The sequence below is a fragment of the Corallococcus interemptor genome (assembly GCF_003668875.1).
In the GTDB taxonomy this organism is placed as follows: domain Bacteria; phylum Myxococcota; class Myxococcia; order Myxococcales; family Myxococcaceae; genus Corallococcus; species Corallococcus interemptor.
The window spans coordinates 129,361-139,936 of the sequence record NZ_RAWM01000006.1 but is presented as its reverse complement, the minus strand read 5'-3'; the positions used below and the strand labels follow the sequence as shown (position 1 = coordinate 139,936).

The following is a 10,576-nucleotide window of genomic DNA, read 5'->3' as shown; positions in this document are numbered from 1 at the left end:
ACCTATTAAGTCGTCGGCAGCGTCAGATGTGTATAAGAGCCAGGTTCTTCCTGGGCGTGGCGGGGGTGGTGGGCTTCCTCCAGGGCGAGCCGGCCCGGGTGAAGTGCCTGGCGGCGTCCGGCCTCAAGGACGTGAGCGCCGCGGACCTGTACCCGGTGACGCGCTTCCTCCCCATGGCGGCCGAGGCGACGCGGCTCTTGCGCCCCCAGCTGGGCGACTGGGAGCAGGCGCTGCGCTACATCGGGACGCAGGCCACGGTGGACTTCCTGGCCTCCATGTTCGGCCGGGACTTGATGAACGCGGCCGCCGGCAACCCCTGGCGGATGCTCCAGCACATGGCCGAAGGCTACCGCGCCGCGGTCAGCTACGGCGAGCGCAGCGTCCTCTGGACGGGCGACCACAGCGCCCGCTTCGTGATGCGCCGGGACTTCATGCCCGCGCCGTACCACGAGGGCGTGCTCCAGGCCGCCCTGGAGGCCGTGGGCGCGCAGGACGTCCAGGTGCACGGGCGGCAGCTGTCGCTCCTGGACACCGAGTACGACGTCTCCTGGTAATCCCGGGTTGACGGGGCTGCGCGCGGGCGCGTGACGCGGGACGTTCACCAGCCAGCGCTCGGTGGTGAACGTCCGCCATTTCTCCCGCTGGCGTGACAGGGAGGGCCACTAGCATGTGGTGAAACAGGCCCACACCCCACGGGAGGAGTCACGCGAATGGATGCAGCACGAGGCTCCCGGCCGGTGGGGCGTTGTCGGGCCCTGGGGCTGATGGCCGGGGCCCGGGCATGACTCCCTTCCGGCTGCTGCTGGTGGAGGACAGCGTCAACGACGCGGCGCTGGTGACGGCGGAGCTGGAGCAGGCGGGCTACCTGCCCACGACGCGGCGCGTGGACACGCTGGAGGCGCTGCGCGACGCGCTGGCCGCCGGGGCCTGGGACCTGGTGCTGTGCGACCAGCGGCTGCTGGGCTTCACCGCGCTGGACGTGCTGTCCCTCCTCCATGAGGAGGGGCGGGACGTGCCCCTCATCGTCCTGTCCAGCCAGCTGAGCGAGGACCAGGCCGTCACGCTGATGAAGGCGGGCGCGCGCGACTGCTTCTCCAAGGACCGGCTGGCGCGGCTGGGCCCGGCGGTGGCGCGCGAGCTGGAGGAGACCCGCGTGCGGCGCGAGCGCGCCCGGGCGGAGCTGGACCGCGACATCCTGTCCCGGGCCAGCGAGCTGCTCACCGCGTCCCTGGAGCAGGCGGCGCGGTTGGACCAGCTGGTGCAGCTGATGGTTCCCCGGGTGGCGGACTGGTGCGCCTTCTTCCTCCAGGACCCGGACCAGGGCGGCCTGCGGCTGGTGGCGCTGGCGCACCCGGACGCGGAGCGGCGCGCGCATGCGTGGAAGCTGGACCAGCGCTTCCCCCTGGACCCCCTGGCCGCCGCGGGCCCCGCGCACGTGCTGCGCACCGGCCAGCCGGAGTTCATGCCGGACGTGCGCAAGCGCCCGGAGCCCATCACCCGGGACGTGGCGCACCAGCGCGCCATCGAAGGGCTGGGGCTGCGCTCCGTGGTGAACGTGCCCCTGCCCGGCAACGAGGGCCGGCTGGGCGTCATGTCCATGGGCACGCTGGGGGACCGGGTGCTCGCGCCGGTGGACCTGGCGCTGGCGCTGGAGCTGGCGCGCCGCACGGGGCTGGTGCTGGAGAACGCCCGGCTCTTCCAGGAGGCGCGCGAGGCGGTGCGCCTGCGCGACGAGTTCCTCACCGTGGCCGCGCACGAGCTGCGCACGCCGCTGACCACGCTGCGGCTGCAGCTGGGCACGCTCCTGCAGCGCTCGGAGGCGCACCGGCTGGAGCCGGACGTCGTCACGCGCCTGGAGCGCAGCGTGCGCCAGGTGCGCCGGCTGGGCACGCTGGTGGAGGGCCTGCTGGACGTGTCCCAGCTGTCCAGCGGCGAGCTGTCGCTGATGCCCGAGCGCTTCGACCTGGAGGAGCTGGTCTCCGAGGTGCTGGAGCGCTACCAGGCGGAGGCCGGCGCGGCCGGGTGCGAGCTGCGCCAGTCGCCGCGCCGCGGGCTGTGGGGGACGTGGGACCGGCTCCGGGTGGACCAGGCGGTGGCGGCGTTGATATCCAACGCGCTCAAGTTCGGTCCGGGGCGGCCGGTGGAGGTGGACGTGGGCCGGGAAGGCGGCTTCGCGCGCATCCAGGTGCGCGACCGGGGCATCGGCGTGCCCGTGGACCAGGTGGAGCGCATCTTCGAGCGCTTCGGCCGCGCGGTCAGCTCGCATTCGTATGGAGGCCTGGGACTGGGGCTGTACCTGGCCCGCCGCGCCGCGGAGGCGCATGGCGGACGGGCCTGGGCGGAGCCCGCCCTGTCGGGTGAGGGCGCGCGCTTCACGCTGGAGCTGCCGCTGGAGAAGGAGACGCGCGAGTGAGCCGGCCGCTGTTGGTGGTGGATGACGACACGGACCTGCGGGAGGCGCTGGAGGAAGTGCTTCGCGACGCGGGCTACACCGTGCTGGGGGCGGGCAACGGCCTGCAGGCGCTGGAGGTGCTCCGCCGGGAATCCGTGCCGCCCGCCCTGGTGCTGCTGGACATGATGATGCCGGTGATGGACGGCGCCACCTTCGGCCGTCAGATGCGCCAGGTGGAGGCGTGGAAGGACATCCCCGTGCTCGTCTTCTCCGCGTCCGCCAACGCGCGCCAGGTCGCGGAGGAGATGGGCGCCTGCGGCTACCTGCGAAAGCCCGTGGACGTGGAGACGCTCCTCAAGGCCGTGGACTCCAACAAGGCCCCCGAAGCCGTCTGAGCTTCCAGGCGCTCCCCACCGCGGACTCCCCGTCCCGCGTGGGTTGACGCTGCGCGCGAGCCCCTGGTAAGTGCGTCCTTAACACTTTCCCGGCGAGGCCTGTCCGATGAATCCCCACATGCTCGCCCAGCTCCTGGTCCAGCTCATCGTCATCATCACCGTGTCGCGGTTGATTGGCCGGGGCGCCCGGTGGCTGGGGCAGCCCCTGGTCATCGCGGAGGTGGTTGCGGGCATCGCGTTGGGCCCGTCGCTCTTGGGGTGGCTGGCGCCGGGCGCCATGCAGTGGCTGTTCCCGGCGGAGTCCATGCCGTTCCTGAAGATGCTGGCCGAGGTGGGCCTGGTGCTCTTCATGTTCCTCATCGGCCTGGAGCTGGACCCCAAGCTGCTCAAGGGGCGCGGGCACGCGTCGGTGGCCATCAGCCACTCCAGCATCGTCGTCCCGTTCGCGCTGGGCGCGGCGGCGGGCGCGCTGTGGCTCTACAAGTCGCTGTCCAGCCCGGACGTGCCGTTCTCCTCGTTCGTGCTGTTCATGGGCGTGTCCATGAGCATCACGGCCTTCCCGGTGCTGGCGCGCATCCTCACGGAGCGCGGGCTGATGCAGTCGAAGCTGGGCGCCATCGCCATCGCGTGCGCGGCGGTGGACGACGTGACGGCGTGGTGCATCCTGGCGTTCGTGGTGTCGCTGGTGCGCGCGTCGGACCTGGCGCACGCGGGGCTCACCACGCTGTTCGCGCTGCTCTACATCGGCTTCATGCTCCTGCTGGTGAAGCCGTTCCTCGCCCGGCTGGGCGCGCGCGTGGCCAACCGCGAGGGGCTCACCCAGAACGTGGTGGCCATCACGCTGGTGCTGCTGCTCGGGTCCGCGTGGACCACCGAGTCCATCGGCATCCACTCGCTCTTTGGCGCCTTCATGTTCGGCGCGGTGATTCCCAAGGAGGGCGGGCTGGCGGCGGCGCTGGCGGAGAAGCTGGAGGACGTGGCCGTCGTGCTGCTGTTGCCGGTGTTCTTCGCCTTCAGCGGCCTGCGCACGCAGCTGGGCCTGCTGGACACCCCGGAGGCGTGGCTCACGTGCGGCGTCATCATCGTCCTGGCGTGCCTGGGCAAGTTCGGCGGCAGCGCGGTGGCCGCGCGCCTCACGGGCCTGCGGTGGCGGGAGGCCGGCGCCGTCGGCATCCTGATGAACACGCGCGGCCTGATGGAGCTCATCGTGCTCAACCTGGGCCTGGACCTGGGCGTCATCTCGCCCACGCTCTTCACGATGATGGTCATCATGGCGCTGGTCACGACCTTCATGACCACGCCGTTCCTCAAGCTGCTGTATTCGCCGGCGGAGCAGGCGCGCGACCAGTTGCTGCACACGCCAGAGCCCGCGCTGCCCGCGTCCTCGTACACGGTGCTCCTGTGCGTGTCGCATGGGCAGGCCGGTCCGGGCATGGCGGTGCTGTCGCGCGCGCTGTCAGGTGAGCGCAAGGAGGCGAACCTCTTCGCGCTGCACCTGTTGTCCCCGGAGCGCTCGCTCAAGGCCCGAGGCGAGGAGGCGCTGGACCCCGCGGCCGCGTCCGGCGGCGCGCTGGCGCCCCTGGTGGGACGCGCGGAGAAGCTGGGGCTGTCCGTGCGCACGCTGTCGTTCGTGTCGTCGGAGCCCGCGCGGGACATCTGCCGCACGGCGCAGGCCAAGCGCGCGGACCTGGTGCTGCTGGGCTGGCACAAGCCGCTCTTCAGCCAGACGGTGCTGGGCGGCACCGTGCACGAGGTGATGCAGGAGGTGGGCGGCACGGTGGCGGTGCTGGTGGACCGGGGCCTGTCGCAGGTGCGCCGGGTGCTGGTGCCCTTCGTGGGCAGCCGGCATGACCGGGCGGCGCTGGGCCTGGCGCGGCGGCTGGTGAAGCAGGCCGGCGCGGAGGTGACGGTGCTGCACGTGACGTCTCCCAAGGACTCGGGGTCGGGCACCGGCGCGGGCCGCGCGCAGGTGGAGGAGCTGTTCCCCGCGGACGAGGGCGCCTCCGTGAAGCTCAAGGTGGTGCGCCACGCGTCGCCGGAAGAGGCAGCGCTGGAAGAAGCGAAGGCGGGTTACGACCTCGTGGTGGTGGGCCTGGGGGCCGAATGGGGCCTGGAAGACCGGTTGTTCGGCGTGCAGCGCGAGCGAATCGTTCGCGACGCGCCCGCCTCGCTGCTGCTCGTGCATCATCCGGAGGCGGCGACGGTGCTGGCCCAGACCCCGGAGCAGGCCCGGACGCAGGGGACGGCTCCGGAGACGACGCAGCCCGTCGGCGCGCGGAGCTGAGCGCCATGCACCTGGGTGCCACACTTCGTCTGTTGCGGGTGGATGCCGGGTTGTCCCTGCGCGACCTGGCGCGCCGCATTGGCGTGTCCAGCGCGTACCTGAGCCGCGTGGAGAACGGCGTGGACGCGCCGCCCACGCAGGAGCGGCTGACGGCCATCGCCCGGGAGCTGGACGTGCCCCCGGGGCTGCTCATGGACGTGGCCAACCGGGTGAGCCCGTACGTGGCGGGCTACCTGGAGGACGTGCCCGCGGCGGGGACGCTGATGCTGGACATCGCGCGGCGCCAGCTCACCGGCGCGCAGCTGGCGCGCGTGCGGGCCTTCCTGGACGCGGAGTTCCCCCTGCGCGAGGCGCGCGGCCACGAACCCGTGCCGCCGCTGGCGCCGCTGCTGTCCCCGGAGCGGGTGGTGGTGGGGCTGTCCTGCGGGGACTACGAGGACGCGCTGGACGTGGCGGCCGGGCGGCTGGCGGCGGCACTGCCAGGCCAGGACGCGGCGGCGCTCGCGGAGGGGCTGCGCAAGCGGGAGGACGCGGTCCCCTCCCAGGTGGGCAACGGCGTGTCGGTGCCGCACGCGTTCGTGGCCGGCGCGGCCCCGGTGGCGGCGCTGGTGACGCTGGCGCGGCCCCTGAAGCTGGACGCGCCGGACGGCCAGCCCCTGCGCCTGGTGGTGGCGCTGGTGGACGGCCACGTGGGCCGCGCGCGGCTGATGCGGCTGGCGCACGTGGCCCGGCTCGCGGGGCGTGGGCTGGCGGACCGGCTCCACGGCCTGCAGGACCCGCGGCAGGTGCTGGAGACGCTGGAGGAGCTGGAAGCGCTGCGCTAGCGCCTGCCTTCAGCGCCTGGGAGGCACCCAGTGCTCCCAGGCCCCGAGGTCGCGGAAGCCCAGGTGCCGGTACACGCGGATGCCCGCCGGGGTGGACTGGAGCACCATCGCGGTGCACCCGCGCTGGCGCGCCTGGGCGATGATGCCCCGCATCACCGCCGACGCGAGCCCCAGCCCCCGGGCCTCCGGCAGGGTGGCCACCAGGTACACGCCCGCCGTGTCCGCCACGTCCACCACCAGCCCGCAGGACAGCGCCCGGCCGTTCTCGCGCGCCACCACGGTGTGCACCGGCAGGCGGGGCGGCCGCTGCCACACGGCGAGGATTTCCCGCCACTCGGCGCCATAGGTCTGGACGTTGATTTCGACCAGGTCGTTCATGTCCTCCACGGGCTCCACCGGCACGCTGGGGGCCGCGTCCGGCAGGTCCTTCAGCCAGGCCCCCATGGCCACCACGGTGAAGTCCGGCCGGTAGCCCGCGGCGCCCAGCACGCGCGTCGCGTCCCGCTGCCCCGGCGTCAGGGTGACGCGCCACTGGGACAGCCCGTGGCTCCGGTAGAAGTCCATGACGGCCGGCAGCGCGGCCGCCAGCGCGTCCGCGTCCGTGAAGAGGACCTGCTGGAAGTGCGCGTCCTGGTAGATGGGCAGCGCGAACGCGTCCACGCCGGGCAGGTGCAGGTGGCGCAGCGGGCCGCGCTCGGCTTGAAGGCGTTTGAAGGCGATGAGGTTGGTGTGAAGTCGAGAAGTGAGTTCGGCATCCGTCATGCGGGCCGGCAGCCTAGACACGGGGACGACGGGCAAAGAACAGCCGTGGAGGAAAGGGCGCGCGCACGGTGCGCCACGGGGTTAGGTTTCCATCCCTTTTCGCGCCCGCCCCCATGACCCCGCGCTTCTTCCCGTTCGATCCACGCCCCACCCGAATCGCCCTCATCCTGGGCGCGTGCCTCCTGGCGGTCCTCACCGCGTGGGCCCTGGCGGACTACCGGGGCGGGGGGGGGCTGGTCGCCATGGCGCGGGCCGGCATCAGCGCGGGCCTGATGCTGACCTTCCTCGTCTCCGTCCACCGCCTGCGGCCCCGCCAGGAGTGGGGCATCACCCTGGACGCCGCGGGCGTGCGGGTGGCCCGCCCCTTCAGCGGCCAGCCGCTGGAATTGCGCTGGGGACAGTTGGATTCCGTGCGCCGGGTCGGCCGCAAAGGGAGCGTGCTCGGGCTCTTCCTGAAGGAAGAGGGAAGGGTGCTCGTCACGCGACATCTTTTCGCCCGCAAGGCTGTTTATGAAGAGTTGATCGCGGCGCTGGAGGACCGCCTCCCGCCCTCGCGTTTCGACGCCTGATTCATGAATCTTTCCGCAGCCTTGCGTGGGCTCCCGGAGCTTGTCCGGGATGCCCGGTGGTGGTAGGCACAACAGGCTTGAGCCCTGTCGCAACGGCAGCCTTTCCCAAGGACACGCTTCACATGGAAAAGACCCCCGCTACCGGTGTCGCGCCGGCCGCGCCGCCCGGCGAATATGGAACGGACGCCATCACCAAGCTCGAAGGGCTGGAGGCCGTCCGCAAGCGCCCCGGCATGTACATCGGCGATACGATGACCTACGGGCTCCACAAGCTCGTGTACGAGGTCGTCGACAACTCCGTGGACGAGGCCCTGGCCGGCCACTGCACGGACATCGACGTGGTCATCCACGTCGACGGCTCGCTCAGCGTCCAGGACAACGGCCGCGGCATCCCCGTGGGCCCGCACCCCGACCCCAAGTTCAAGGGCAAGGACACGCTGGAAGTGGTGCTCACGGAGCTGCACGCCGGCAGCAAGTTCGGCAACGGCGCGTACAAGGTGTCCGGCGGCCTGCACGGCGTGGGCGTCACCTGCGTGAACTTCCTGTCGGAGTGGTTCAAGGTCCGCGTCCAGCGCGCCGGGAAGATCTACGAACAGTCCTACGCGCGCGGCGTGTCCAACGGTTCGCCCCAGGAAGTGGGCACCACGGACAAGCGCGGCACGATGATCCACTTCAAGCCGGACTCCACGGTGATGGAGACGGCGGACTTCAACTTCGAGACGCTCAGCCAGCGCCTGCGTGAGCTGGCGTTCCTCAACGCGGGCCTGCACATCACCATCCGCGACGAGCGCACCCAGAAGGAACACGACTTCAAGTTCGACGGCGGCATCTCCTCCTTCGTGGAGTACCTCAACAAGGCGAAGGAGGCGCTGCACGACAAGCCCGTCTACATCAAGTCGGAGCGCGAGGGCGTGTCGCTCGAAATCGCCATGCAGTGGAACGATGGCTACGACGAGCGCATCTTCACCTTCGCCAACAACATCAACACCCACGAGGGTGGCAGCCACTTGTCCGGCTTCAAGGCCGCGCTCACGCGCACGCTCAACAGCTACGCGGAGAAGGGCGGCGTCTGGAAGGACCTGAAGGAGACGCCCACGGGTGAGGACGCGCGTGAGGGCCTGTCCGCGGTCATCTCCGTGAAGCTCTCCAACCCCCAGTTCGAGGGCCAGACGAAGACGAAGCTGGGCAACAGCGAGGTGAAGGGCCTGGTCGAGCAGATGGTGAACGACCAGCTCGCGTCCTTCCTGGAGGAGAACCCGCCGCTCGCCAAGAAGGTCGTGGCGAAGATTGGCGACGCGTGCCGTGCCCGCATCGCCGCGCGCAAGGCGCGTGAGACGGTGCGCCGCAAGGGCGTGCTGGACGGTGGCGGTCTGCCCGGAAAGCTCGCGGACTGCCAGAGCCGCGACCCGCACGAGAGCGAGCTGTACATCGTGGAGGGTGACTCCGCAGGTGGCTCCGCGAAGCAGGGCCGGGACCGGCGCAACCAGGCCATCCTCCCGCTGCGCGGAAAAATCCTGAACGTGGAGAAGGCGCGCTTCGAGAAGATGCTGACCAGCGCCGAAATCGTCACGCTCATCACCGCGCTGGGCACGGGCATCGGGGCGGAGGACTACGACCCGGAGAAGGCGCGCTACCACCGCATCATCCTGATGACGGACGCGGACGTGGACGGCAGCCACATCCGCACGCTGCTGCTCACGTTCTTCTACCGGCAGATGCGCGAACTCATTGACCGGGGCTACGTCTACATCGCGCAGCCGCCGCTCTACAAAGTCACGCGCAACAAGAAGGACACCTACGTCAAGGACGAGCGCGCGCTGAACGAGTACCTGCTGCGCATCGCCGCGGAGCACTGCCGGGTGAAGACGCCCGCCGGGGAGCTGGGCGGCGCGGAGCTCAAGGCGCTGCTGGAGAAGGTCATCACCTACGAGGAGCGGCTGGAGAAGCAGGCCAAGCGCCGCGACGCGCGCATCGTGGACGCGCTGGTCCAGGCCACGGACCTGCGCGCGGAGACGCTCGTGGACGCGGCGGCGGTGGAGGCGCAGCTCGCCACCATGCGCGAGTACTGCCAGCGCCGCATGCCGGAGGTGGTGGGCCGGCTGGCCACGCGGCTGGAGAAGGACGCGGAGCAGCAGGAGGCCCACCGCCTGGTGGTGACCACGGACGTGAACGGCTCCATGCGCGAGTCCGTCTTCGACCACGCCTACCTGTCCTCGCCGGAGTACCTGGAGCTCGTCGCCCTGCGCGAGGTCTTCCACTCGCTGGGCAAGGCGCCCTATCGCGTCCAGGTGGACGGCGGTGAGGTGTCCGCGTTCTCCGTGCAGGAGGTGCTGGCCGCGGTCCGCAAGGACGCGCAGAAGGGCCTGGGCCTGCAGCGCTACAAGGGTCTGGGCGAGATGAACCCGGAGCAGCTCTGGGAGACGACCATGGACCCCAGCCGCCGCACGCTGCTCCAGGTGCGCGTGGAGGACATGGTGGAGAGCGACGAGATCTTCTCGCTGCTCATGGGCGAGGCCGTGGAGCCCCGCCGCGAGTTCATCGAGCGCAACGCGCTGGACGTGCAGAACCTGGACATCTGAGGTTCGCAGCACGCCGTGTCTGAAGCATCACGCCGGGCCCCGGGAGAAAGACCCGTGGGCCCGGTGCCGTTTTCGGCTCCGCGCCCACGTGCCCTTCCCATCCTTTTCGAGCCGGGCCGCGGATTGAAGCACGGCGGCCCCCGTGAGCCCTTACGGAAGGAACCTGGCAACCAGTGACCAGCGCGAGGACGCCCCCGCGCGCATGTTGAGGATGGCGGTGATGCCGATGACGCCCGCCATGGTGGCGAGGTTCACGATGCCGCCCACGTCCAGGGCCTTCATCGTCCTGGCGGCCTTCTCCGGCGTGCCCACGGTGGGCGTCAGGCCCGTCTCCGAGGGGACCGCGCCCTCCGGCGCCTGCCTGGCCAGGAAGGCCCCGCCGAAGATGTTGGCCGCGCCCAGCGCCACGCTGGCGCCCAGCAGCACGTCCTTGGCAATCACCAGCCCGCGCGTGGTGCCGTCAATCTCCCGGCCCGTCAGCCGCGAGCGGCCCACCAGCCAGGTGATGGCCGCCAGGCCCAGCGACGCCGCGTTGACGATGTTGAAGCCGTTCCACGCGGCGTTCACCACCTGACCGCGCTCGGCCGTGGAGCCAATCACCTTCACCGCGGGGTTGAGGGCCACCTTGCCGAAGAGCGAACCGCCGAACCCGGCGGCGAGCCCCAGGTTGTGCAGCACCAGGCCGGTGGAGGACAGGACAGGCGTCATGGACGGACTCCATTGGAGAAGAAGTGGATGTCCGTGAGGGTAGGCACGGGCCCTTCGCGCGGG

General features: G+C 71.1%; 9 protein-coding genes. 7 read left to right on the top strand and 2 right to left on the bottom strand.

Annotated features, from left to right (window positions below; genetic code table 11):
• The first annotated feature begins 26 nt into the window (after positions 1 to 26).
• The 5 genes from D7X96_RS42030 to D7X96_RS04105 all read left to right on the top strand — a co-directional run bounded on the left by D7X96_RS42030 (position 27) and on the right by D7X96_RS04105 (position 5,895).
• On the top strand, positions 27 to 554 hold the full coding sequence (locus D7X96_RS42030; protein WP_279637350.1) for a TIGR02265 family protein: 528 nt from the start codon (positions 27 to 29) through the stop codon (positions 552 to 554).
• A gap of 227 nt (positions 555 to 781) precedes the next feature.
• Positions 782 to 2,413: a sensor histidine kinase gene (locus tag D7X96_RS41385; protein WP_279637349.1), complete on the top strand. Its 1,632-nt coding sequence runs from the start codon at positions 782 to 784 to the stop codon at positions 2,411 to 2,413.
• Entirely contained in the window at positions 2,410 to 2,787 is a 378-nt protein-coding gene (locus D7X96_RS04115; protein WP_120552495.1) for a response regulator, read from the top strand. The genes D7X96_RS41385 and D7X96_RS04115 overlap by 4 nt, the downstream gene beginning before the upstream one ends.
• Positions 2,788 to 2,893: 106 nt before the next feature.
• Positions 2,894 to 5,071, top strand: coding sequence for a cation:proton antiporter domain-containing protein (locus D7X96_RS04110; protein WP_121769033.1), 2,178 nt, complete (start codon positions 2,894 to 2,896; stop codon positions 5,069 to 5,071).
• Positions 5,072 to 5,076: 5 nt separating this feature from the next.
• Positions 5,077 to 5,895 carry a helix-turn-helix domain-containing protein gene (locus D7X96_RS04105; RefSeq protein WP_121769032.1) on the top strand — a complete coding sequence of 273 codons (819 nt, stop codon included), beginning with the start codon at positions 5,077 to 5,079 and terminating at the stop codon, positions 5,893 to 5,895.
• A 9-nt stretch (positions 5,896 to 5,904) separates the two neighbouring features.
• Here D7X96_RS04105 and D7X96_RS04100 read toward each other — a convergent pair whose 3' ends face one another.
• A complete protein-coding gene (locus tag D7X96_RS04100) occupies positions 5,905 to 6,657 on the bottom strand; it encodes a GNAT family N-acetyltransferase (RefSeq protein ID WP_121769031.1) in 753 nt (250 codons plus the stop codon).
• A gap of 113 nt (positions 6,658 to 6,770) precedes the next feature.
• Between D7X96_RS04100 and D7X96_RS04095 the strand changes: the two genes are divergently transcribed.
• On the top strand, positions 6,771 to 7,226 hold the full coding sequence (locus D7X96_RS04095) for a hypothetical protein (RefSeq protein ID WP_121769042.1): 456 nt from the start codon (positions 6,771 to 6,773) through the stop codon (positions 7,224 to 7,226).
• Positions 7,227 to 7,348: 122 nt separating this feature from the next.
• Complete coding sequence (gene gyrB, locus D7X96_RS04090) at positions 7,349 to 9,805, top strand: DNA topoisomerase (ATP-hydrolyzing) subunit B (RefSeq protein WP_120552491.1); 2,457 nt, start codon at positions 7,349 to 7,351, stop codon at positions 9,803 to 9,805.
• Positions 9,806 to 9,955: 150 nt separating this feature from the next.
• Here gyrB and D7X96_RS04085 read toward each other — a convergent pair whose 3' ends face one another.
• On the bottom strand, positions 9,956 to 10,513 hold the full coding sequence (locus D7X96_RS04085) for a hypothetical protein (protein WP_120552490.1): 558 nt from the start codon (positions 10,511 to 10,513) through the stop codon (positions 9,956 to 9,958).
• Positions 10,514 to 10,576: the final 63 nt, after the last annotated feature.

Excerpts from the sequence above, each read along its gene's own strand:
- D7X96_RS42030 (WP_279637350.1), top strand. The coding sequence starts at position 27 with ATGTGTATAAGAGCCAGGTTCTTCCTGGGCGTGGCGGGGGTGGTGGGC.
- D7X96_RS41385 (WP_279637349.1), top strand. The coding sequence starts at position 782 with ATGACTCCCTTCCGGCTGCTGCTGGTGGAGGACAGCGTCAACGACGCG.
- D7X96_RS04110 (WP_121769033.1), top strand. The coding sequence starts at position 2,894 with ATGAATCCCCACATGCTCGCCCAGCTCCTGGTCCAGCTCATCGTCATC.
- D7X96_RS04105 (WP_121769032.1), top strand. The coding sequence starts at position 5,077 with ATGCACCTGGGTGCCACACTTCGTCTGTTGCGGGTGGATGCCGGGTTG.
- D7X96_RS04100 (WP_121769031.1), bottom strand. The coding sequence starts at position 6,657 with ATGACGGATGCCGAACTCACTTCTCGACTTCACACCAACCTCATCGCC.
- D7X96_RS04095 (WP_121769042.1), top strand. The coding sequence starts at position 6,771 with ATGACCCCGCGCTTCTTCCCGTTCGATCCACGCCCCACCCGAATCGCC.
- gyrB (WP_120552491.1), top strand. The coding sequence starts at position 7,349 with ATGGAAAAGACCCCCGCTACCGGTGTCGCGCCGGCCGCGCCGCCCGGC.
- D7X96_RS04085 (WP_120552490.1), bottom strand. The coding sequence starts at position 10,513 with ATGACGCCTGTCCTGTCCTCCACCGGCCTGGTGCTGCACAACCTGGGG.